This window comes from Paenibacillus sp. EKM301P (assembly GCF_011800295.1).
Taxonomy (GTDB): Bacteria; Bacillota; Bacilli; order Paenibacillales; family Paenibacillaceae; genus Paenibacillus; species Paenibacillus polymyxa.
On record NZ_JAALFM010000001.1, the window covers coordinates 739739 to 763901 of the forward strand.

The 24163-nt window shown below is 47.2% G+C and carries 23 protein-coding genes and 1 other annotated feature; of the genes, 3 read left to right on the forward strand and 20 right to left on the reverse strand.

Going from position 1 to position 24163, the window contains the following annotated elements; all coding sequences use genetic code 11:
• Positions 1-270 precede the first annotated feature (270 nt).
• From HFD99_RS03345 to HFD99_RS03355, 3 genes are all read right to left on the reverse strand, one after another.
• On the reverse strand, positions 271-2889 hold the full coding sequence (locus HFD99_RS03345) for a ComEC/Rec2 family competence protein (protein WP_123797415.1): 2619 nt from the start codon (positions 2887-2889) through the stop codon (positions 271-273).
• Between the two features lie 202 nt (positions 2890-3091).
• Positions 3092-3610 carry a deoxycytidylate deaminase gene (locus tag HFD99_RS03350; protein WP_016821629.1) on the reverse strand — a complete coding sequence of 173 codons (519 nt, stop codon included), beginning with the start codon at positions 3608-3610 and terminating at the stop codon, positions 3092-3094.
• Positions 3611-3695: 85 nt separating this feature from the next.
• Entirely contained in the window at positions 3696-4352 is a 657-nt protein-coding gene (locus HFD99_RS03355) for a ComEA family DNA-binding protein (protein WP_016821630.1), read from the reverse strand.
• Between the two features lie 289 nt (positions 4353-4641).
• On the opposite strand from HFD99_RS03355, the gene comER reads away from it, so the two are divergent.
• Positions 4642-5487 (forward strand): late competence protein ComER, encoded by an 846-nt coding sequence (gene comER, locus HFD99_RS03360; RefSeq protein WP_016821631.1) that lies wholly within the window; start codon positions 4642-4644, stop codon positions 5485-5487.
• Here comER and leuS read toward each other — a convergent pair.
• On the reverse strand, positions 5468-7906 hold the full coding sequence (gene leuS / locus HFD99_RS03365; protein ID WP_016821632.1) for a leucine--tRNA ligase: 2439 nt from the start codon (positions 7904-7906) through the stop codon (positions 5468-5470). The genes comER and leuS overlap by 20 nt on opposite strands.
• 60 nt (positions 7907-7966) lie before the next feature.
• Positions 7967-8225, reverse strand: a binding site (T-box leader).
• A gap of 179 nt (positions 8226-8404) precedes the next feature.
• On the opposite strand from leuS, the gene HFD99_RS03370 reads away from it, so the two are divergent.
• Positions 8405-8794, forward strand: coding sequence for a tautomerase family protein (locus tag HFD99_RS03370; protein ID WP_031461817.1), 390 nt, complete (start codon positions 8405-8407; stop codon positions 8792-8794).
• 72 nt (positions 8795-8866) lie between these two features.
• Here the strand turns inward: HFD99_RS03370 and HFD99_RS03375 are convergent, their stop codons facing one another.
• From HFD99_RS03375 to spoVAC, 15 genes are all read right to left on the reverse strand, one after another.
• Positions 8867-9640: a class I SAM-dependent DNA methyltransferase gene (locus HFD99_RS03375; RefSeq protein ID WP_025365379.1), complete on the reverse strand. Its 774-nt coding sequence runs from the start codon at positions 9638-9640 to the stop codon at positions 8867-8869.
• 2 nt (positions 9641-9642) lie between these two features.
• Positions 9643-10551, reverse strand: coding sequence for a CvfB family protein (locus HFD99_RS03380; RefSeq protein ID WP_016821635.1), 909 nt, complete (start codon positions 10549-10551; stop codon positions 9643-9645).
• The gene (gene rsfS, locus HFD99_RS03385) at positions 10548-10895 is read right to left on the reverse strand and encodes a ribosome silencing factor (protein ID WP_013372199.1); all 348 of its coding nucleotides are present in this window, start codon (positions 10893-10895) and stop codon (positions 10548-10550) included. The genes HFD99_RS03380 and rsfS overlap by 4 nt, the downstream gene beginning before the upstream one ends.
• Entirely contained in the window at positions 10892-11488 is a 597-nt protein-coding gene (gene yqeK / locus HFD99_RS03390; RefSeq protein ID WP_016821637.1) for a bis(5'-nucleosyl)-tetraphosphatase (symmetrical) YqeK, read from the reverse strand. The genes rsfS and yqeK overlap by 4 nt, the downstream gene beginning before the upstream one ends.
• Positions 11472-12062 (reverse strand): nicotinate-nucleotide adenylyltransferase, encoded by a 591-nt coding sequence (gene nadD, locus HFD99_RS03395; protein ID WP_025365380.1) that lies wholly within the window; start codon positions 12060-12062, stop codon positions 11472-11474. Before nadD ends, yqeK begins: the two co-directional genes overlap by 17 nt.
• A 17-nt stretch (positions 12063-12079) precedes the next feature.
• Positions 12080-12376: a ribosome assembly RNA-binding protein YhbY gene (yhbY, locus tag HFD99_RS03400; protein ID WP_013372202.1), complete on the reverse strand. Its 297-nt coding sequence runs from the start codon at positions 12374-12376 to the stop codon at positions 12080-12082.
• 67 nt (positions 12377-12443) lie between these two features.
• Positions 12444-13313 carry a shikimate dehydrogenase gene (gene aroE / locus HFD99_RS03405; RefSeq protein WP_016821639.1) on the reverse strand — a complete coding sequence of 290 codons (870 nt, stop codon included), beginning with the start codon at positions 13311-13313 and terminating at the stop codon, positions 12444-12446.
• Between the two features lie 105 nt (positions 13314-13418).
• Positions 13419-14546 carry a ribosome biogenesis GTPase YqeH gene (gene yqeH / locus HFD99_RS03410; RefSeq protein ID WP_019688083.1) on the reverse strand — a complete coding sequence of 376 codons (1128 nt, stop codon included), beginning with the start codon at positions 14544-14546 and terminating at the stop codon, positions 13419-13421.
• Complete coding sequence (locus HFD99_RS03415) at positions 14539-15069, reverse strand: YqeG family HAD IIIA-type phosphatase (protein ID WP_013372205.1); 531 nt, start codon at positions 15067-15069, stop codon at positions 14539-14541. The genes yqeH and HFD99_RS03415 overlap by 8 nt, the downstream gene beginning before the upstream one ends.
• Before the next feature lie 141 nt (positions 15070-15210).
• Positions 15211-17457, reverse strand: a complete 2247-nt coding sequence (locus tag HFD99_RS03420; RefSeq protein ID WP_123797416.1) for a transglutaminase domain-containing protein — start codon at positions 17455-17457, stop codon at positions 15211-15213.
• The gene (locus tag HFD99_RS03425; RefSeq protein WP_025365384.1) at positions 17454-18701 is read right to left on the reverse strand and encodes a DUF58 domain-containing protein; all 1248 of its coding nucleotides are present in this window, start codon (positions 18699-18701) and stop codon (positions 17454-17456) included. Before HFD99_RS03425 ends, HFD99_RS03420 begins: the two co-directional genes overlap by 4 nt.
• Before the next feature lie 2 nt (positions 18702-18703).
• Positions 18704-19663, reverse strand: coding sequence for an AAA family ATPase (locus tag HFD99_RS03430; RefSeq protein ID WP_016821643.1), 960 nt, complete (start codon positions 19661-19663; stop codon positions 18704-18706).
• 215 nt (positions 19664-19878) lie between these two features.
• On the reverse strand, positions 19879-20235 hold the full coding sequence (gene spoVAE / locus HFD99_RS03435) for a stage V sporulation protein AE (protein WP_016821644.1): 357 nt from the start codon (positions 20233-20235) through the stop codon (positions 19879-19881).
• Entirely contained in the window at positions 20232-21254 is a 1023-nt protein-coding gene (gene spoVAD, locus HFD99_RS03440) for a stage V sporulation protein AD (RefSeq protein WP_016821645.1), read from the reverse strand. The genes spoVAE and spoVAD overlap by 4 nt, the downstream gene beginning before the upstream one ends.
• The gene (gene spoVAC, locus HFD99_RS03445; protein ID WP_016821646.1) at positions 21251-21757 is read right to left on the reverse strand and encodes a stage V sporulation protein AC; all 507 of its coding nucleotides are present in this window, start codon (positions 21755-21757) and stop codon (positions 21251-21253) included. The genes spoVAD and spoVAC overlap by 4 nt, the downstream gene beginning before the upstream one ends.
• A gap of 184 nt (positions 21758-21941) precedes the next feature.
• On the opposite strand from spoVAC, the gene HFD99_RS03450 reads away from it, so the two are divergent.
• Positions 21942-23021, forward strand: coding sequence for a M42 family metallopeptidase (locus HFD99_RS03450; protein ID WP_167440805.1), 1080 nt, complete (start codon positions 21942-21944; stop codon positions 23019-23021).
• Positions 23022-23116: 95 nt separating this feature from the next.
• On the opposite strand, the gene HFD99_RS03455 is transcribed toward HFD99_RS03450, so the two are convergent.
• Entirely contained in the window at positions 23117-23833 is a 717-nt protein-coding gene (locus HFD99_RS03455; protein ID WP_025365385.1) for a metal-dependent hydrolase, read from the reverse strand.
• Between the last annotated feature and the right edge of the window lie 330 nt (positions 23834-24163).

A 24163-nucleotide genomic window follows, 5' to 3' on the forward strand; every position in this document is an offset into this window, starting at 1 on the left:
CTTAGAATAACAGAAAAAGGGAAGGTAGTCACCTTCCCTCAGCCCCTACATACATCTAAATACTAGACCTATTAAACTGCATGAAACATTTTGTCACTTCTTAGAAATCAGAAAATCAGATATGAGTTGTAATCGATAAGATAGAGCAATCGGATCTTGAAAATAAAAATCGTCGATTAAGAATTGATATACCTTATCTGATTTAACGGCAGGCAGGTTCTTGGCTGTTACAAGCCTGCTTTTTTGTAGTTGAAGATGATTTTAACAAAATCATTTTGAATTCGTCTGTTCACGTCTGCGTTGATACCGAACACTCAGCTTACCTTGCTGCGCACGAATCTGCACCTCTCCCATTGTATCTGTTCGATATATGGCAGAATCAACCTCCGCCAAACGTTCCAATACTGCTTGATTCGGATGTCCATAAGTGTTGCTTGCACCAACTGAAATGACGGATACTTTCGGCTGCCAATAGGACAACCACTCTTCCGAGGTGGAATACTTACTTCCGTGATGTGCCACTTTCATAACGTCTACAGCTTTCCTTGCAGCTCCTATTGCTCCCTGAGCTTTCACATGGGATGAAGAATGGGTTAATTCAGAAATCAACAGCGACTCTGCGGCATCATCCATATCTCCTGTGAATAAAAACGAGACCCCCTCCATCTCTAAAATCATGGCAACGGAATAATGATTCTGTTCCTTCATAACAGGCAACTGCCCAGATTCGTTCTCCTCCAGCTTAAACGGATAGAGAAAGCGAATTGTCGTATCCCGGTCTGGTTCCCACTCCATGCTATGATGTGCACCGTACAGCTTGATCTGCTTGTTCAAAGCCGTGTTTAACAACTTTCGAAATGGAGCTTTGTCTGTTAGGGTACCATTAAAAAACAAGGTGGTTACGGGAATCTGGTCAAATATAGCCTGTAGTCCTCCGGCATGATCATGGTCTCCATGCGTTAAAATGACAGCGTCCAGCCGATGCACCCCACGTTGCTTTAGCAAAGGGACAATCGTATCCGCGCCAACCTCGTAGGGATCTATACGCTTGCGCCAAGCATTTTTCCCTGTTGCAAAGTCCATCGTACCCCCGCCATCTACCAAAATATGTTTTCCTCCCGGCGTTGTAATTAAAATGCTATCACCTTGGCCCACATCCAGATATTGAACAACTCCCGTGTTTCTTTCACTAGGAGATTGGTACCCTATACATAGTATGCCAAGCCAGGCAATACCACTTAAAGCCAGTGCCACATGACGATATCCATCCCACTGTCGATGCGCAAATTTCCCTGCACCCTTCGGTTCATGATCCGTTTGCAAAATAGCCGCCCACTCGGCAGAAGCCGCTAGTCCTGTATGCACAGGTGAAGCTATGGGATTAGATTTCACATCGGAAATGTCGCCTGTTTGCCTTCGAGATATCAACCATGTTTTGAGCCAGTACAGAACGCTGTACAAAGCTGCGTAATATGCCAGAACCCACAGAATAGAAGAAGACGGCCAAATACTCACATAAGCATCATCCACATTCATCCATTTCACAAGCGAAAAGGTTAGATCGTTTAATTGCTCCGCTGGCCACGCAAGGATGCGAGCCCCCTCCCCCCATAAAAAGGCCATTCCCATTGCCACCGTACCTAGTGGAAGCACGATATATGTAATTAGGGGGACAAGTAAAAAATTAGCCGCAAATGATAATATCGAAAATTGATTAAAGTAGAACACCGTCATTGGAAACGAAACAAGCTGTGCCGTAATTGTGATCGCAACTTCACCACCGATCAGGAGGGGCCATTTGGCGAAAAACGGCTTCATAAGCGGCATATATATGAGCAACCCACCTGTCACCAAAAAGGAAAGCTGAAAGCTGACGCTAAGCAGGTAGTATGGATTCCATAGCAGCATAAGCAACGCAGATACACTTAAAATATTAAGTCCGTCTTTGAGCAACCCTCGCCGAGCTGCAAACAAGCCGATCATCGCCATAATCCCTGCTCTTACAACAGAGGGAGAAGCACCTGTCAGCAGCACATAAGCCGGAATCAGTACCATCACAATCGTAAGGGAGGTTTCACGGCTAACTCGTAACAGCTTGAGTAAATATAATAATGTGGCCGCATATACCGCCACATGCATACCTGATATCGCCAAAATATGCGTTAAACCAAGCTGCGTAAATTCATTATACGTTGCTGGGTCCAGCTCATCTGTAACCCCAAGTATCAGACCTTTCATATATCCTGCGTGAAGAAGTGATGTAAAAGCAGATTCCATTTTCTGACCTAACTGCTCTCTAAGCTGATCATTCCATCTCAATAATGTGTAGCGGTTCCACAGTGAAGCCTTCTGCCTCTGTAACGAGGCGGCTCCAGCCCCCTTGATAAGCCAGTGAATTTCCTGCGTGTGCAGGTACTCACTGTAATCAAAGCTACCAAAGTTCCCCGCTTTTGCTGGTGCCTTTAAGCTGCCACGCAGCAGGATTGCATCCCCACGCTGCCATGCTGCCGCAAGTTGCTGTTCCTGCTTCGCAGCCAACTTGATATGAACAATGGCCTGTTCAGAAATAGACCCCCGATGTTCATCCTTATTGGAATGACTGGCAAAGTGATGAATTGAAGTAACTCTCATCTCAAACTGCGCGCGATCACCATCAATCTCAACTTCTGAAGCAATAAACCCTGCTGCTTGAACAGGCATGTCTTCTATGACAGAAGAAGATACATGAAGTGCACCAGGAATACTGCTCACGTTATGCGTATCATGCCAAAACCAATGAAATCCACCACCACTCAATGCAATCCATAGCAATACCATATGTCGGATAGGAATTTTCATCAATAAAGCTATAAGCGGGAAAACCAGAGTAATTCCCGCCCACAGCACCAAAAGTATACGTCCCGAATACAGACACGCTCCCGCACTTCCTATAATCCAACAAACAGTGAGGCTTAATATAGGCCTAGCAAACACAAGTTGGGCTTGAATACAATCACCTTCCCATTAGCAAACATTGCTTTCTGTCAACACACAAAACAAAAAAAGAACCCCTGACAAAATAACATTGTCAGAGGTTCTTCCTCGTTATTATTTAATCCTTAACATCCATCAGCGTTTCCTGCGGTGGATGATAAGTCTCCAGCATGCGAAAGGCGATTCCCTTTTCCTCCATCATAGCTCGAACCTTGTCGGCATCTTTTGGATAAGGTCGGTGATATACAATCTCCACAATGCCGCTGTTCGCCAGCATATTGGCACACGTCCAGCACGGCTGGTCGGTGACATATACTGAGGAGCCTTCACGGTCAATCCGGTCAGTAAACAGCAGCAGGTTCTGCTCCGCATGAATAGTGCGAATACAACGCTGCTTCTTAACCATTTCCTCCCGTCCATCACGGTGAACGACCTCATATTCCTCCGAGATCATACAGCCTGCCTCAGAACAGTCAGGCACCCCGGATGGTGCTCCATTATAGGCCGTCCCCAATAGCTTCTTACCTTGCACAAGTACGGCTCCAACATGACGCCGCGAGCAGCGCGAACGGGTGGATACCATATAAGCGATATCCATGAAATAGGTGTCCCAGTCCTTGCGTACATCTGCACTCATTTCCATCTCTCCCGTATAAACAAGTTAAACGTAAAACATATCCGTTACAGCCACTCTCAAAGCCTACACCGTAAACTTAAATAAGTTATAAGCTAACATACGGCTTCATTTTCGCTAACATTTTAGCTCCGATTCCCTTTACATGATCCAAATCGTTCACACGTTTGAACAGCCCGTGCTGATTACGATAGTTCAAAATAGCCTCGGCCTTTTTAGCCCCAACTCCCGGCAGCTCCATTAACTCGGCAGCAGTCGCTGTGTTAATGTTCACCTTTTTTTCACCGGAAACGGATGGAGTAGCCGAATCATTCACCGTATTTGTCCTACTCGTCGTTGCAGCATTCGAACTGGCAACAGCTGTGTCTGATCTCGAATCCGCAACATCTGACTGCTTTACGGTACTTGAATTCCCCGCCATGGAGTGTTCAGAGTTTTCACTTAAATCAGCAGATATACCCGTAGAACTCTGCTTAGTATTATGCTTCACATTGTCAACAGCTTCGTCATTCGCACTGCGTTCAGCTTGGTCTGAAGCCTCTTTTACAGCATGCTTTCCTTCGGCATACTCACTGCTGCGCTGTGACTCAATTGGCTGCGACTCTATCGCCAAAGCCTGCTCCACCTTATGGTTAAGCAAACTCCACTCTTCTTGTGGCTCAGTTCGCTGCCCTCCAGCAAACAAAATAAGTCCACTCCCGATTACAGCAAGCGTTATTGCCGTTCCTGTCCATACGCGTTTCATTTTTCGTATCGTCCCCTACTCCACATGGATTTCGAGAATTTTGAGCCGACTGAAAACACCGTCTCAATTAAACAGAGCAAGTCTGTTCAATTCCCGTCAAACCGGAGGTTGTAAACACCTCCATACGGTATCGCTGTGAGTATTTATACACAAGGGTGGTACGACCCCAGGCACGATCTAATGTGCTCAGACATAAAATTCGTCATGTCGGCCAAGACCAAGTGCATACACTAAGAAGAATGACAGCACAGCGTCTATACCGCAAAGTATGAAAGGAGGACGTTGAACAATGAAAGTTGGATTTATCGGGACTGGCAGCATGGGAAGTCTGCTAATCGAATCTTTTATTCATTCGGACGCACTCAAACCGCAGCAAATATTAGCAAGCAACCGAACGTATTCCAAGGTAACCGAGCTAGCCCGTCGTTATCCAGGTTTGCATGCAGCCCAAAGCAACCGTGAGACGGCAGCGGAAAGCGATATCCTATTTATCTGCGTGAAGCCGCTGGAATCAAAAACCGTAACGGATGAAATACGCAATGTCATTACAGAAGAGCAGATCGTCGTTTCTATCACAAGTCCAGTACAGATCCGTATTTTGGAGCATGCACTGAAAGCCAAGGTGTCCAAAATTATTCCGAGTATCACTCACCAGATTGGAAGCGGAGCCTCACTGTGCATCCATGGAAACCGGATTACAGAGGAGGATCGCTCCCTTCTGGAAGAGCTTATGTCCCACATCAGCAGGCCAATTCGGGTTAAAGAGTCTCACACACGGATCACATCGGATTTTTCGAGCTGCGGCCCTGCTTTCTTGGCCTTTTTTATGGACCAGTGGATTCAAGCCGCAGTTCAAGCTACGGGTATAGACCGTACAGAACTATGCGCATTGGCCGGTGAAATGATCATCGGCACTGGAAAGCTGCTCACGGAAGGCGGGATGACACCAGCCGAGTTACAAGCAAGAGTAGCGGTTCCCGGAGGTATAACCGCTGAAGCTCTTGCGTTGTTAGACATCAGCCTGCATAGTGTCTTCCCTGAGCTAATACGGGTCACGCACAACAAGTATGAAGAGGACATGCAAAAGATAGATGCCTCCTTCGGCTTAAAGCCGATTAACCGGCAACAATATTAACCAGCTTACCCGGAACAGCAATTACCTTGCGAACCGTTTTACCAGCCAGTGCTTCCTGAACGCTGTCCAGCGACAATGCAAAAGTTTCCATCGCTTTGGCATCAAGATCTTTGGCAATCGTTGCACGCTGTACGATTTTACCATTCATCTGAATGACAATTTCCACTTCAGCGTCTACCGTCCATGCTTCATCATAGGCAGGCCAAGCCGCGTAGGTAATGCTCTCGTTGTGTCCCAGCAGCTGCCACAGTTCCTCGGCTAGATGCGGTGCAAGCGGCGACAGCATTTGCACGAAGTTTTCCATCGCTGCACGCGGCAGAAGGTCTGCTTTGTATGCATCATTGGTGAAGATCATCAGCTGGCTGATCGCTGTATTGAAACGCAATGCATCCAGGTCCTCGGTTACCTTTTTCAGCGTTTTATGCCAGGTCCGTTTGAACTCGTCGCTACCGCCGTCATTTTTAATTTTTTCGTTCAGGCTACCATCCTCGGAAACAAACAGGCGCCATACGCGGGACAGAAAACGATGCGCTCCCTCTACCCCATTCTCATTCCATGGCTTGGTCGCTTCCAGCGGCCCCATAAACATCTCATAAATACGCAGCGTATCGGCGCCAAACGTATTTACAATATCGTCAGGATTGATGACATTACCGCGTGATTTACTCATTTTTTCATTATTGTTGCCCAGAATCATACCCTGGTTGACCAACTTATAGAAAGGCTCTTTAGTTTCCACTACGCCGATATCATACAGCACCTTGTGCCAGAAACGGGCATACAGCAAGTGAAGAACCGCATGTTCCGCTCCGCCAATATACAGGTCAACAGGCATCCATTCGCGCTGTTTCTCTTTGGACACAAGCTCTTTATCATTTTTTGGATCAATAAAGCGCAGGTAGTACCAGCAGCTTCCTGCCCATTGCGGCATCGTATTTGTCTCGCGACGTGCTTTCATACCTGTTTCAGGATCAACGGTTTCTACCCAATCTGTCGCATTCGCCAGTGGGGATTCACCTGTACCTGAAGGCTTGATATTGTCCATCTCTGGCAGTACGAGCGGCAGTTGATCCTCAGGAACTGTTTTAATCGTTCCATCTTCTAGATGAATTACTGGAATCGGCTCGCCCCAATAACGTTGGCGGCTGAACAGCCAGTCACGCAGACGATAGGTTACTTTGCCCTGCCCCTTACCCTCAGCTTCGAGCCATTCAATCATTTTCGGAATAGCTTCCTCATTGGTAAGTCCATTCAGCAGGCCTGAATTGACATGCGGACCATCCTCGGTGTATGGCTCTTTGTCCACGTCTCCACCTTGAACGACCTCAGTGATTTTCAATCCGAACTTCTTGGCAAATTCCCAGTCACGTGTATCATGGCCCGGTACTGCCATAATTGCACCTGTTCCGTAGCCTGCAAGTACATAGTCGGCAATCCAGATTGGCAGCTTTTCGCCGTTCACCGGATTCACTGCATAAGCTCCTGTGAATACGCCTGTTTTATCTTTGGCCAGATCCGTACGCTCCAGGTCACTTTTCCGAGCAGCTTGTTCACGATACTGTTGTACAGCGTCCTTTTGCTCAGGTGTAGTGATCATATCCACCAATTCCTGCTCTGGGGCCAGCACACAGTAGCTTGCACCGAACAATGTATCTGGACGGGTTGTAAATACTGTGAGTTGTTCGTCATAGCCTTCAATTGGAAAATGAACCTCTGCCCCGGTAGACTTACCAATCCAGTTCCGCTGCATATCCTTAATGCTTTCGGACCAGTCCAGTTCCTCCAGATCGTCAAGCAAACGATCGGCGTATTCCGTAATTTTCAGCATCCATTGACGCATGGGTTTGCGGATAACCGGATGACCGCCACGCTCACTCTTACCATCAATTACTTCTTCATTCGCCAGTACCGTTCCCAGTGCTGGGCACCAGTTCACGGGCACTTCAGCTACATAAGCGAGGCCACGCTTGTACAGCTGGATGAAAATCCACTGTGTCCATTTGTAATAATCAGGATCAGTTGTGCTGATTTCACGATCCCAGTCATATGAAAAGCCTAGTGATTTGATTTGACGGCGGAAGTTATTTACGTTCTTCACCGTAATTTCGCGTGGGTGCTCGCCTGTATCCAGCGCATGCTGTTCGGCAGGCAGACCAAAGGCGTCCCAACCCATCGGATGCAGTACGTTGTAGCCACGCATTCTTTTATAACGTGAAACAATATCTGTAGCTGTATATCCCTCCGGGTGGCCTACATGCAGACCAGCTCCAGACGGATACGGAAACATATCCAAAGCATAAAACTTCGGTTTACCCGGTTCTTCCCCAGTGCGGAACGTTTTGTTCTCATCCCAATATTTCTGCCATTTTGGTTCAATACTTTGCGGTTGATAGCCGTGCTTCGGCTGTGTGTCTGTCATTGTCTTTTCCTCCTCAAACGGTATGCAACAAAAAACCTCTGCATCCCGTAGCGTGTCAGCGCTAGGGACGAGAGGTTATATTCCCGTGGTACCACCCTAGTTAGCAGAAAGCGTTCTTCGCATTCTACTCCCTTTGCACCTGATAACGGAGGTGATCCGATGCGTATTAATAACAGGATACTGACACCTATATAGGTGCTTTCCTGCGTTGGACGCATATCTCCGAGGTGAGTTCGCTTTGCACTGTCAACCGGCTTGCACCACCCGCCGGCTCTCTACATGTCCAGACAAAACTACTATTCCTCATCAGCGATTATTTAACCGTTAATAATGGCACTATTATATTGAAAACCGCGAAAAAAGTCAAATAAGGACTACATTTGATACGAAGCGCCATCTTCATACTAGTTGTCCATGACACATGAATACGAATGTTTTATAATAACTCCAAGTTGCAATGGTTCAAGTTGAGATGAGATAAGAAAGGTGAGTGGAGACATGGCACAGATTAAAATTTTCGGGACAAAAGAAAAGCTAAATCCGATCAAAAAGCAACTTTCAGAGGTGATTCACTCTGCCGTGGTGGATGCGTTCAATTATCCTCCAGACAAGAGGTTTCATCGTTTTTTCCCTATGAATCATGAAGATTTTATATATGCAGATGGTCGCTCCGACGCATACACCATTATTGAAATCAGTATCTTCGAAGGCAGAACGACAGAAGCTAAGAAGCAACTCATCAATCTGTTATTTCAAAGAATTAACGATCTTTTGGGTATTTCTCCACAGGATCTTGAAATTACTATATTTGAAACCCCGAAACAGAATTGGGGCATTCGGGGTGTACCGGGTGATGAACTTCAGCTGAACTATAAAGTGAATATATGAGAGCAAAAAGACGCCCTTCATGACTTCATGAAAAGCGTCTTTCTTTTTCTATATTAGCTCAATGAATCCTAGCTATTTTACAGCGACATAAAAAAGTCTCGCCGCGTCATCTGCTGCTTCTACCCATTCAAAATCTGCATATACCTTCACATCACGAAAACCCGCTTTGGACAATTCTGCCTTCATCCAGGCTGGATCATAAGCACGCTGTACATGAATTTCCTCAAAACGCTGGTACAGATCGCGTCCTTCATGTTCTGCTTTCGCAAAGATACTGAGATGATGCTCAATTTCACAACGGGGAGTGTCCAATGCGCATGTCCAGATATACGAAATAGAGCGTTCATCCAGTACGAATGGTTGTTCTTCATCATAACGCAAAAATGTCTGGGGATGATGTACATCAAACAGAAAGGTTCCACCAGGCTTCAGACCAGCATACGTTCTGCGAAAAGTAGAAATGATATCTTCTTCCTCAAGTAAATAATTCAGGCAATCGCAAAAAGAAATGACAGAATCCACGGGCTCCGGTAAAATCCATTCTCGCATATCCTGCTGTATCCAGCGAACGCTCCCCTCACGAAACAATCGCTGCCCTTGAGGAGTAGTTTCCATTTTGCGACGGGCTACTGCCAGCATGTCAGAGGACAAATCGATGCCAGCCACCTCGAAGCCTGAGTTAACCAGTGGAATCGTAATTGAGCCCGTTCCGCAGCCCAGCTCGGCCACTGTATGTGGCATACCGTATCGATCCCAAGCCTGCCGTGCAAAGCGCAACCAGTCCGGGTACGGCATGTCCTGCATTAGCTCATCATACACATAGGCAAACTTGCGGTAAGAAGCCATCTTTATTCCCCATTCCCGTCCTTCGGTTTAGGCATCTTCTCCACCAGGTAGGTCCAGTTTTCTTTTTGTGTAACCAGCCCTTCCTTCATCAGCTTGCCCATCGCACGCTTGAAGGCGGATTTACTGATACCAAACCGTTGCTTGATAATATCCGGCGGCGTTGCGTCAGAATATGGCATACCGCCACCCGGACGTTCCTTCAGAAATGCAATCAACCGATCCGCATCCTCATCACGGCCTACTTCCTTGCGTGGCGACATCGCCAGATTGACCCGACCGTCTTCACGAACAAGCGTGACCCGTACCTTAACCTCCTCGCCCAAGCGAAGCATGCGGTTACGTTCCGACGAATGAATCATTCCTATTGCACCAAAACCAAGCACACCCCCGTCCACCAGGACGAATGTGCCCATCTGAAGCGGCTTGTACACCGTCGCCTGCACCCATGTATTAAGCCACGAACTAGGAGCATGGAAACACAATGGAGCCAGTTCCTGCTCCCCTGCCAGCTTAGCTCGCAGTCTGCCTTGTTTGTCATGTTCCATAATGGCATACACGTAGTCACCCACCCGAGGATGCAGATCACGGTTTTCTGGCAACTCACGAATCGGCAGCAAAAGTTGGCGCCCCAATCCCATCTCCAGGAAGCATCCCAACCGCGGATGCACATCGGCCACCTCAAGCTTGGCCATTTCCCCCAGAGACAAGAACGGCTTTTTCATAGTTGCAGCCAAACGGTCCTCTGTATCATGGAAGATAAATACCTCCAGCCGTTCACCTACCTCGATTTCACGAGTAAGCTCGGTATAATGCAGCAGAACATCCTGCTCACCGACGGTAAGAAAGTAGCCGAAAGGAGATACCTCACGATCCACCATAATGGTGACATAAGTACCAGCGATCAAACTCATACCTTCTCCACAACCTTAGCATCCGACCAGAGTCGCTCAATGTTATAATATTCGCGTTCGTCGCGATGGAAGACATGCACTACGACATCCCCCAAATCCATTAGAACCCAGCGAGCGGAATCCATTCCTTCGATTCCTTTGATGGCTACACCTTCATCATGAGCGCGTTTGCGAATTTCTGTTACAATCGCCTGTACTTGTGTATCCGAATTACCATGGCAAATTACAAAGTAATCCGCGACTAGCGATACTCCACGCAAATCCAGTGCGACAATATTCATTGCCTTTTTATCATTAGCGGCCTCAACCGCCGTTTGCATTAATTTCTCATTCGTTAGGGTCATTCATGAACCTCCGTTTTTTTCTGTTTTAGCTGTCGAATCAAGTCATTGCGCGACAAGACCGTCAGCGGAAAAATAACCTTTTGCTTTTCCAGCAACAAAGAAATCGTAGAATCAAATCCAGCGATAAGGCCCTGCTCCAAACTTTTCTTTGCCTGTTTACGAATATGTTCAACCCCGGGAAAATCCCGCCCCGGTTCGATGTAATCAGCCAGACACACGACTTTATCCAGCAGGCTCATACCTACGCGGCCTGACGTATGCCAGCGGATCGCATTCCTTATTTCCGGATCATCCACTCCGTAATCTCTTGCCGCGACGCAGTACCCTACCTCTGAATGCCAGAGCTGCTTGTCATGCTCCAATAGCGCCTGATCACATTCGGGATAGTTACGAATCACTTCCTCCATCTGCTGAACAGGCCAATATTTCGCTACATCATGCAAAATAGCCGCCAGTTCTGCCTTATCCGGGTCTGCTCCATAACGCTTCGCAAGCTCAACAGAGGTATGCATAACACCCAGCGTGTGCTTCCAGCGTTTTTCAGGCATCTGGCCTGATACGACTTCCATTAGCTGCTCACGGCTGTACTTCATACAAACCGCCCCTTGTAATATAGTCATGAACACGATCAGGCACAAGATAACGAATAGTGCGGCCTTCTGTCACACGCTCCCGTATATCCGTCGAAGAAATGTCCACCACTGGCATATCCGCCAGCAGTACCTTGTCCTGCAAATAATATGGCAACTCATCCAGCGCAAGCTCGAAGCCCGGTCGCCGCACCCCAATAAAACAAATCCGATGCGCCAATTCCTCAATCCCCTGCCAATGAGGCAAGTAGTTCACCATATCTGCACCAATAATAAAATAAAAATCTACAGCAGGATGCAGCTCCTGAAGCTTCTTGATCGTGTCAATGGTATAGGATACCCCCCCGCGAAGCACTTCAATATCCAGCACTTCAAAAGCAGGATGACCCGCCACCGCTTCACTCGTCATCTCCAGACGCTCCTTGCCGCTTGCCCCCGCTTGATGCTTGTGCGGAGGAATATGAGAAGGCATAAACCATACTTGATCCAGCCCATAGGCATCTCTTGCCGCTTCTCCAGCCAGCAGATGTCCAATATGAATGGGATCAAATGTACCACCCATAATACCGATTTTCATAATTTTCTCCCCGCGTATTATCCTCTAGGCAACTCGATTTGCTTATGATCACGAGATTCCTTGTACAAAATAATGGTGCTCCCAATAAGCTGTACAAGCTCGGAACCCGTCTCTGCTGCCAGTTCTTCCGCAATTTCATGTTTGTCGTCTAAACAGTTGTTCAAAATTTGTACTTTCATCAGCTCACGCTTTTCAATCGCATCATTGATGTGACGCATAAGATGCTCATTCGTACCGTTTTTACCTACTTGAAAAACTGGGTCCAAATGATGCGCCATGGAGCGCAGATATCTTTTTTGTTTACCTGTTAACATGTATATTTAACCCCTTCGTCGCCACATATACAATGCGGCATTTCCATAATTTTAATGTATATCCGACTTACGTTAGGCTTCTCAGCACAGCCGCTCTCATTTGGTCTACTGCAGGGGCCACTCCCGTAAAATACTCAAAAGCCACTGCCCCTTGGTACACAAACATGCCTAAACCTCCATGTACAGTGCAGCCACGCTGTTCACGACTTTCGCGTAAAAGCCTCGTTTCCAGCGGGTTGTAGATCAAATCGCTCACAATGATTCCCTGCGGAATCAGATTCGTTTCCAGTGGAAGCTCATCAGATAAAGGAGACATTCCCACCGAGGTTGTATTAATCAATACATCCACTGTCATGAGCACATTCTTGGCTTCCTCGTTGGAATAGCCCATTACTGGAATTGCTTCTGTCGTCCACTCCAATGCCAGTTGTTCAGCTTTGTCACGAGTTCGGTTCAGAATAATGACCGATTCAGGTCGCTCCTCCAACAAAGCATGAATCACGCCCCGAGCAGCCCCACCGGCTCCTAGAACAGCAATTCTTGCACCCTTTAACTCAACAGAAGTCTCTTCTTTAAGGGAACGCACATAGCCAATTCCGTCCGTATTATAGCCCTTGAGCCGTCCATTGTCATTCACTATCGTATTGACAGCGCCGATGAGCCGGGCCCCTTCATCAATCTCATCCAGATATTTCATAACCTCAACCTTATGGGGAATCGTCACATTGACTCCGCGGAAATGCAAAGCCCGAATCCCCTTCACAGCATCCTCCAGCTGATCCGGTGTGACATGAAGAGGTACAAAATCTCCCTCAATCCCCGCTGCCTGTAAAGCTATTTTATGCATAAGAGGCGATTTGGAGTGCTTGATCGGATCACCCAATACGCCCAATAGTACAAGATCTCGTTCGGTCGCTCCAGACTCCCCGCTGTTCATCGTTGCTCTCCCCCATATTGCAAAATATTAGGCCGCTCAAATACATGAATGGCGGCAGGAACCCGTATGTGTTCCTTGCCGCCCTATAGCTTGGTTACAGCATTGTTAAATCAACGCAGGCCGCAAAAGCACACGGACTCCCCGAGGAGCATGAACCGCTACCAGAGCTCCGTTCTCACTATTCACCCTAATCCATCCCAAACCGGATATATAGATGTCCGATGGAGATTTGCGTGGAACGCGGAACTCATGTCTGGTCCATTCTGGCATCTCTGCCAATTGATCGCGTGTTGGTGGAGACAATAGCTCCCCGGCATGATCAGCGAACAACTGATCAGCTCGCTCCAGCTTCGTGCGATGTATTTTAAGACCACCGTTAATGTAGCAGGTAAAAGATTGGTGCTGACCGTCTACAAAATCAAATCGGGCCATACCGCCGAAAAACAATGTTTGTCCTGCATCAAGCTGATATGCAGCAGGCTTCAGCGGCTTGTCCGGCATAATAGCACTCAAGTCCTGACGGGAGACAATTTCACTGAACCGCCAAGGGTACACAATACCCGGAGTATCAATAATGTGCTTGCCGTCGTCGAGCGGAATATTCACCATATCGAGTGTAGTTCCTGGGTAACGGGATGTTGTGAGTTCCTGCTCCATATCGCTATAATCACGAATCAAGCGGTTAATGAGCGTGGATTTACCCACATTTGTGGCTCCGACTACATATACATCACGGTTACCACGCAGTTCAGATACCACATCCAGCAGACGGTCAAAGCCCTGATTTTTTTTAGCAGAGCACAGTACGATTTCTTCCGTGCGTAGCCCTTGCTCCTTCGCTTGCTTTTGTACCCAGTTACGTACCTTGTTCCAGTTTGTGACCTTAGGCAACAAATCAGTCTTATTGACTGCCAGTACAACAGGATTCGAACCTACAAAACGCTGTAGGCCGGAAATCAAGCTACCTTCAAAATCAAAAATATCTACAATGTGGATGACGAGCGCATCCTTGTCCCCAATCTGACTAAGCAGCTTCAAGAATTCATCTTGATCTACCGTCACCGAAGAGGTTTCATTATAGTTTTTGATCCGGAAGCAACGCTGACAGATGACCGGTTCACGAGTTAATAATTTTTCCGGAATATATCCCGGAAGGTCCGGGCTAGTGGTCTGCATGGCGATACCGCAACCACTACATTTGACGGCAGTTCCACCGTCAGGTCTTTCAGTCATTCTTCTTTTCCTCCTCAAGCCATAAGCCTTTCTTACGTAACCTTGTGAGCGCGATTCGCTCCAACCGTCGATTAAATCGGGTCATGACTCCTTCATCATGAATGGATATCGGCAGCACCAAAACGGTATGCAAACCCATTCGGTTGCCTCCCAATACGTCCGTCAACATTTGATCCCCGACCATAATAGTCTCTTCCGGAGTAAGCCCCATCATACGAATGGCTCTACGAAAGGACGAGTTGGATGGCTTCCGGGCGGCATGTATAAATTCAATGTCCAAAGGCGTAGCAAACACGGATACACGGTCCATATTGTTATTAGACACGATGACAAGCTTAAAACCCGCCTGTTTGACCTTTTCAAACCAGGCCACCAGCTCGGGAGTTGCGTTCGGCGCTTTTGCACCGACCAGCGTGTTATCCAGATCCGTAATAATGCCGCGATATCCTTGAGCATACAAGCCTTCAAGATCAATATCAAAGACGGTATTCACCCGTAATTTGGGCATCAGCATTTCAAACAACGTCGGTCACCTCAGTTTCATACGACAAACTATACCATATTACTATGGCTTAGTAAAAAGCTATCCGCAACAAACGGACAGCTTTTTACTAAACATATAGATTAAGATTAAAAATTGCGACACCAAACCTAGTAAAAATGACTAGCCTTCATCCTTCTGGTCAGACTTGGCTCTTCGCCCAGCCCATCGTTTTATCCATGGTTCCTTTTGCAACAGGGTAGCTTGCTGGCGAACACTGCGCCAATCCTCGGCGGTTACCGACGAAGGACTATAACGCGCTTGTTCAAAGCGTCCTAGTAACTGATGTAAAATCACAGCGCGTTCCGGTGCTTCTTGTGACCATCTGTCGACTGATTCCCTCAGTGTCTCATGGCTTGCGCGGACATAGCCTTTCCTTCGCATGTACCGTAACCAGTGTTCCGTTTCGACGATCACCTTTTCATCTGGGGTCAGCGGTTTACCTGTGCGTAAACGCAGCAGGTAAAAGTGAATGTCTGCCCGATTACGCCAAATGATATAAGCAGCCCACAGCAGAAGAATGGCAACAGCAGAGCCTATGATTACAGGATGAATCTCTAAGCCTTCCCCTGGATCCGTCTGCGGAGTCTGCTCAGGCTGCTCTGATTCTGGCTGATCCTTGACCTCTGGGGCGGCTGGAGTCTTTGAATCCTCCTGCTCTGTAAGTAACGGCATATCAAAGCCAGGCGTAGCTTCTACCGGAACCCAGCCATATTCGCCTAAATATACCTCTGCCCAGGAATGAGCGTCCGCGTTTGTCACGGAATAAGAGGACATGTTTTCGTCACCATCGCCCGTGGTTGCATCATCTGAAAACGTCTGCTGGCCAGGAGCATACCCTTTGACCCAACGGGCTGGAACCCCAACGGAGCGAGCCATCATGACTAATGAAGTGGAATAATAATCGCAATAGCCCTCCCGAATCTCAAACAGAAAGGCATCCACGAAATCCCTGCTTCTTTTCCGTGAGAGATCCGGATTGTTCGTATATGCATAATTTTGCTGTAGATACTGCTGTAGCAATCCGACTTTTTCATACGGCGTTTTGGCCGTCGCCGTAACATTGCGAGCCAAATCGCGAACCCGCTGCGGCAATTCCTCTGGAATTTGTAAGTAGGCCTCCTGTTTATTTTTTCCATACAACTCATTAAAACTTTTTCTACGCAGTTCTTTCTCAGGGATCACTGGGACATGCGATACCAAAGTATACGTTTTAGGATAAGCAGTTCTTCGAGAGGCTGGATTCCAAAGCAGTTCTGCCTGTTCCGGATTCCAACGCAACCCGTTTGCCCGTGAATCTCTGTCCACCGATTGAACACGATGCACCGAATAGGCGCCAAACAGAACGGGATAGCTCTGATCATTTTGCATGGTAACGGTCTGCACGACCTGCTCAGTAGAGTGTCTCGTTTCTTGTGCGTTTTCAAGCTCTGCGGTCATCGACACCTCATTTGGTGCTGGATCATCGTTGCCCACGTCGACCCAACCTGTACCGGAATAGGTTCGTTTCGTTTCTCCTCGCCAATAGCTTCGCTGATTAGTTGTGATAGTCATGACAGGCGAATAATCAAAATTAAAACCTCCACCCAATCGATTATCCTGGCGACTATAACCAGATGCGGTGTTCATGCGCTGATTCAGTGCCCCAGATCCATTGGTGGTTCCTGCGGTGGTTGAGCTAATGCGCTGGGTCCACGCTGTATAGGGGTCCGTCAAAGCTGGCTGTACCTCGGGCATATTCACACCCGCCATAATTATAAGCGCAAAAATGACAGCAATATTGGCCGCAATTTTATACGGATAACGCCGAATATGCTTCCATCCTTGAGGATAATGCTGACGAAAATACTGCAGATGCTGTGTCACTAGCCATCCCATACCAGCAAAGACGATCCAGGCAACCTCCTCCCACAGCACAGTTGGTGTGAAGGAATCAAGCACCGCCAGAGCTGCAACGTTGATGCCCACAAAAACTAGAATCCGCTGCTTCGTGGTAACGATGAGCGGCACCATTTCAATGACTAGCCAAGCAATGAGGGAAAACCAAACATAAGGAGACATATTAGATATAAACTGATCCAGACGATTGGCTGCCCCGCCAAAGGGGATAATGATGGAGTAAGACACTAATGTCCGATACAAAATAAAGAACAGCGTTACCGCCTTAACGACAAATTCAATCCATGGACGGAATGGTAGTAAAATCTTCACCAGCGCCAGCATTGTAATGGTCATCAGTACAAGTGCCCTCGTCTCTTCCAGCCATAATTCAGAAGCAAAAGACACCCATTGCATAGCAATAATAATAATCCACAAGAACGTAAAGGCGGGAGCCCAGGAGCTCTTTAACGATTGTAACCAGCTTTTCATTGTGTCCCTCCCCCCATTACAGCCGGGAGCTCTTCGAGGCTCTCAACATCGTAGCCCTTAATTCCCCTTGCACGAAGCATACTCATCCACTTTTCAGCTTCTCCCTCGGCAGAGCCTTCGCCGATATAGACATGGCACGGAGTCATCCCCCGGGTATCGGCCCAGCGAAGAAGTTCCAGCGCCTGATGATCCTTCAGCGGACTAATCAGTATAAAATAACAGCCTTGCGGAAACTGGCGCACACAGCTTTCTACAGCAGTCATCAAGCTGCCTTGCGAAGTGGTGTGGATGTCTACCAAGTGATGCATCATTCGTTGTCGTTCCATCATCTGCTCACTTGGCTGAAAAACAGTCCCCTTCCCTCCAGCTGTACACAGTCCGACTCCCATCCGCTCCCGTCCACCATATTCCAGCAATGAAGCGGTAGAAGATACAGCTAGCTCAAACTGGTCGGCGTTTACATAATGCTTTGTTTGTACGTCGAGCACAAGCATCGTTTTGGGAACCGTCTCATGCTCAAATTCCTTGGATTTCCAACTACCTGTACGAGCCGTCGCATTCCAGTGGATGCGTGAAAACCGATCTCCATATACATAATCCCGTACACCGTTAATTTGCGTCGTTTCACGACGCGTTCGAGTTTGAACGGTCTGCGGTCCAGACATCCTTGAGCGGCGATCATTGATCTGCCAATATGGAATGAATGCCGTGCGAGGAAGCACCCGAAATTCACCGCGTGCATTCAACCTGCCCTTGTGCTCCAACAGGCCAAAGATGTCCTCACTCACACATTCGGTTTCCTCAAAATAGTAGCTTCCTCGTTCTAAAGCAGGGGTTTGAAATGTAAGCTGGCCGCCACCTTTCATACTAGGGATAACACTGTCTTCAAACGACCAGGATTCCCCCGTATGTCGCTTGAGCACCTCGCGAACAATGACATAGGGTAACGGAAGAAAGCCAGGAATGCTCAGACTGAGCTTTACGTGTACCTGATCTCCCGCATGCAGCAGCTCGCCAAACTCCGAGCCTTGCGAAAGCTGACGATGGCCCTGGACGCGACGAACTCCACTCAGACCAACCATCCATAAATAAACGATTAACAACGTAACCATAGAAAACAGCATGACCGATGTCTTTCCACCCTGAAACAACAAATAAAGCAGGCACACTACCCATATACATAGCATAAGCCAGATGCGACTTGATAGCCGGGGAAGCCTGCGCTTCCTTTTGACCATGTTCATTCCTAAGGACGCTCCATTCGTACGGGTACATGAACCTGTCGGAGCACGGACTGCAGCACGGACTGGGCGTTGGAGCTATCGAGGCGTGCTTCGGGACGCAGCAACAAACGGTGCGTCAGCACATAAGGTGCCAGCGCCTTCACATCATCAGGCAACACATAGTCACGGTTATCCTGAAAAGCGAATGCCTTGGCAGCCATGACAAAAGCAAGTGCGGCCCGTGGACTAGCTCCCAGTAGCACTGATGGATGTTCTCTCGTCGCACGCACGATATCGAGTAAATAGGACGTCACCGCTTCGTCCATATAGATATCTCTGATTTCCTGCTGGATGTCAGCAATCTGTTCCATATGCGCTACAGCCTCCAGACGATCTGCTGGCTGGCCCGTCTGATGATGAAGCAGCATGTTGCGCTCTGTCTCCAAATCAGGATAGCCCAGGCTGATTTTGAGCATAAAACGATCTAATTGTGCTTCCGGCAGCATATAAGTGCCTTCAAAATCAATTGGATTTTGAGTGGCACACAACATAAAAGGATGAGGCAACATATGAGTGTCCCCATCCACCGTCACACTTCGTTCCTCCATAACCTCCAGCAGAGCTGACTGGGTTTTCGTCGTCGCTCGGTTAATTTCGTCTGCCAGCAAAATGTTAGTCATAACCGGACCCGGACGGAAATAAAAACGCTCGTCCCGTGGATGAAATATAGATACCCCTGTAATATCACTCGGTAGAATATCAGGATTACATTGAACACGGCGATAATCACCACGCATGGATTTTGCAAGAGCCTTGATCATTTGCGTTTTCCCCGTACCCGGAACGTCTTCGATCAGAATGTGTCCACCCGCCAGCATAGCCGTAAGCAATAATTTTATTTCAAAGGATTTCCCTAATATGCATGATTCCAGATTAGAACGGATTGCAGATACAATCTGCACAGATTCTTGACGCACGGGCATAACTCTGTAAACCTCCTAGATAGCAACATGTTTCCTATTATTGTACATGAAGGTGGACATAGAGTACACTTAACTCCTTGCCCATATTATTCAAGCTCCATCTTCTCTTATAGGTACATATTTTTTGGAACAGTCAAAAACCCTTCGGTTATCAAATCCGAAGGGTTCACGTATACAATTTATTTTACTTTTTATCCTATTTAAAGCACCCTGCTTTATATGCTTCCTTTTGGACGAACAAACAAGCATGCCAGAAAAGAGAAAATAATCGCCGAGGAAATCCCTGCGCTTGTCAGACTAAAGATCCCTGTAATAACACCAAGCCATCCGTCCTTTTCCAATTCGGTTAGTGCACCATGTACGAGTGAGTTACCAAAGCTGGTAATTGGAATCGTCGCACCCGCTCCAGCAAATTTGATAAGGGGATCATATATTCCGACAGCGTCGGCAATTGCACCTGCTACCACCAACGTACTCATTGTGTGTGCCGGGGTCAATTTGATTACATCCATCATCAACTGACCCACGACACAAATGGCACCGCCCACTAAAAAAGCCCATAGAAATATCATACTTTTCCTCCCGCTTCAAAAGCTACAGCATGTGCAACACATGGAATGCTTTCACCCTGCTGTGTAGTCAAAGGAGACAATAACGCTCCGGTCGCCACGACCAGCACCTTTTGTAGTTCTCCCTTTTCGATCCGCTTTAACAGATGTCCATAGGTTACAACAGCTGAGCATCCGCAACCACTTCCACCTGCAATGACCTTCTTTTGCTTATTGATGTCGTAAATCAGTAAACCGCAATCATTAAATTCCGTTTGATTCATATCGAATCCATCTTTTTTAAGCAGCTCCTTGGCAATCGGCAGCCCTACGGAGGCTAAATCCCCTGTTACAATAAGATCATAGTAGCCTGGGTCCCTGCCTGTATCTCGAAAATGAGACAAAAGCGTGTCCGCCGCCGCTGGAGCCATGGCTCCGCCCATATTAAAGGGGTCTTTAATGCCCATATCCATTACACGCCCAATAGTAGCACAATCTACCACCGTCCCTGACTTCGCATGTCCCACAATGGCCGCACCGGAACCGGTAACCGTATACTGAGCTGTGGGGGGCTTCTGTGCTCCGTATTCATTAGGATAGCGGAATTGTTTTTCCACAGTACAGTTATGGCTGGTTGTACCCGCCATCACGTAGTCGCCCGCCTCTGAATCCACGATAAGTGCTGCTAAAGCCAAGCTTTCCATCGACGTTGAGCAGGCTCCGAAAACACCTAAATAAGGAATAGCAAGCTTGCTAGCCGAAAATGAGCTGCTGATAATCTGATTCATCAGATCACCACTTATGAAAAATTGCACTTCCTCTTTGTTTAAATTGGAATTAATTAACGCAAGCTCTGTAGAATGCTCAATTAACCTTCGTTCCGCTTTTTCCCATGTTTTCTCGTTTATTTCGATATTGTCATAAATATAATCGAAATCTGTGGACAACGGCCCCTCTCCTTCATCCGGGCCTACAACAGTTGCACTCCCAATGATGCGCGGTCTCGACTCGAACTTCCAGGTTTGTCCTCCCTGTCTTCTCATAAGTGATTGCCCCCCACACCGAGGATTGCGTATATAACGCCCACGATAAATGCGGCCACAACACCAAATACAACAACGGAGCCTGCCAGCTTGAACATATTTGCACCCACTCCAAGTACCAATCCCTCGGAACGATACTCCAATGCAGCTGAACACATTGAGTTCGCAAAACCTGTGATGGGTACAGCGGTTCCCGCTCCTGCCCATTGGGCAATCTTATCGTAGACCCCGATGCAGGTTAATATAACAGACAAGAGGATCATCATGGATGCAGTTGGTGCCGCAGCTTCTTTGGCTGGAATATGCATCCCTGCCATAAAGGCTTCCTGAATCGCCTGCCCAATCACACAGATGACGCCACCAACCAGAAAAGCACGCACACAATTGGCAAATACTTTTCTGGAAGGTTCATGCTTTTGGGAAACACTTTGATAGTCTTTCTCATTTATGGACAACGGCGACGAATTGGTACGAAAACCGCGCTGTCCTGACTTAGCTGGCATCATTCACCACCCCTTATTCAAAAGTTCCGCGCTTGGCGGTTCAGATTGCTTGGCTCCTTAACATTATGAGCTTTTTGGGGAAATGTTATGTCAGGAAAATGATATCGTGGACATTCCGTACAAATCCATTCATACTGAATACATGACGACCACTGGTTAATTAATAAGGAGTGAGGTATACATCATGGAAGCAAAAACATTGGAATTGTTTAAAACCTTAACAGAGTTCCCTTCCATTTCTGGACATGAGCGAGATCTGCGGGCATGGGTTAAAGAACGAATATCCGGTTATACGGATGAAATCGTGCAGGACCGTTTGGGCAGTCTTTTTGGTGTACTGCGCGGGCAAGAAAGTGGCCCACGTGTAATGGTGGCAGGACATCTGGATGAAGTTGGTTTTATTGTAAATGGCATTACGGAAAATGGAATGATTCGTTTTCAGCCGGTTGGAGGCTGGTGGAGCCAAGCCATCATGTCACAACGTCTTCAAGTATTGACCCCAAATGGCCCTATCATTGGTGTAGTTGGATCTGTCTCACCACATTTGCTTGATGAAGCGCAACGCAGCAAGCCGATGGACATCAAGCATATGTACCTGGATATCGGCGTAGACAGCAAACAGGAGGCGCAAGATCTGGGGATTGTACCCGGAACGGCTATCGCTCCGATCTGTGATTTCACTCCACTTGCGAATCCCAAAAAAATCATAGCTAAAGCATGGGACAATCGATATGGTGTAGGCCTGGCGCTTGAGCTGTTGGAGGCATTACATAAGGAAAAGGACCAGCTTCCAAATACATTGTATGCAGGAGCTACGGTTCAGGAGGAAGTGGGGCTGCGCGGTGCACGCACAGCTGCCAATCTGATTCAGCCGGATATTTTCTTTGCACTGGATTGCAGTGCTGCCAACGATATGGGTGGAGATCCGAACGCATACGGACAGCTTGGTAAAGGCGCACTGTTGCGGGTTTTTGATCCAGGTATGATTACACACCGTGGAATTGTGGAGTATGTGCAGGACATGGCGGAAACTCACAAAATTAAGTACCAATATTTTATCTCCACTGGGGGAACGGATGCTGGTCAAGTGCACTTGAGCGGAATTGGTGTGCCATCTACCGTCATCGGCATATGTGGACGATACATCCACACTTCCTCGTCCATTATTCACACCGATGATTATGATGCGGCCAAGGAACTGATCATTAAGTTGGTTCAAAATCTGGATCGCACAACACTGAATACCATTATTGAACGAGCTTAAGAAGTAACAGAGAATAAGAATCTATAAAAAAACAGTCAAGACACATACGTGTGCTTGACTGTTTTTTAATTTAATAGAAGAAAAAATAGAAGTTCTCAAATTAAATGCTTGTACCGAAGCAAAGCAATCACTACAAGTACAGCTGTTAAGGTGATACAGACATTTTCTACCTTTGCTCCCTTCCGGGTTCCGGTGCTCATTAATCTAAATCTTAGCTTCCATTTGAATGGCGGCAAAGGCTTAATTCCGTTATTCGTCAAGGAATCTGCCAATAAATGTAGCAAGTACGCTATACCTCCAGCCAGCCATATGCTGTCGCCATGCAAACGTGTCGTTCCGTAAAGCAGCGCGGTCCATGCTACTGTCCCATATACCGTATGCGTCAATCCTCGGTGCGGAACAAGCGTACATATGATAAGCAGACACCCGGCGATATAATTCCACGGTGCATATGATTCCCCATACCAGGCAAGGCCGATACCAATTAGAAAAATGATAACTTTACGCATAGACCGTGACGGCATAAAAGAAGCGCTGATCATCAGCAAAGCCAAAACAAGATTCCAGGGTGGCGGAGCCAAACGGGTAAAAAACACCCAACCCGCAGCCCCAATCATTAGAAGCTGTATGAGCCTAAGCATTTTGTTAGGCAACGCACGGCTCACAAGCATGGAGTTAGGCTCGTCAATATCCGGCAGCAATGAACCAACCACAGCGGCTGCCACGGCAGCCGGAGTCACTTCGAATCCACTTAAGGCTAATACCGATAGGGAGACCCCGGTTCCAATAATTAAATGGGCTCTTCCCATCATGATGCATAACATCCTTTCTTGCAGTATACACAGAGTCGACATTACTCTATTTGAATCAGCATGATTCGATTGTATACGACAATCAAAACGAGAACAATAGTTCGCTTATTCTATTTAAAAGACTTCATCCAAAAGTCCTAGTTTCGCCCCCCATTACTTGACCCTCCCCTTATTCTTTATCTGTACAGCCATTTCTCAAAAAACACGCCATATGACCTATGGGTATGTTGACAAATATCTTCAACATTTTCTTTTTGCCTCAAAGTCCTATTGTACAATTTGGAATATTAGGTAATATAGTGTTTATATTTACTATATAAATCTATTAAA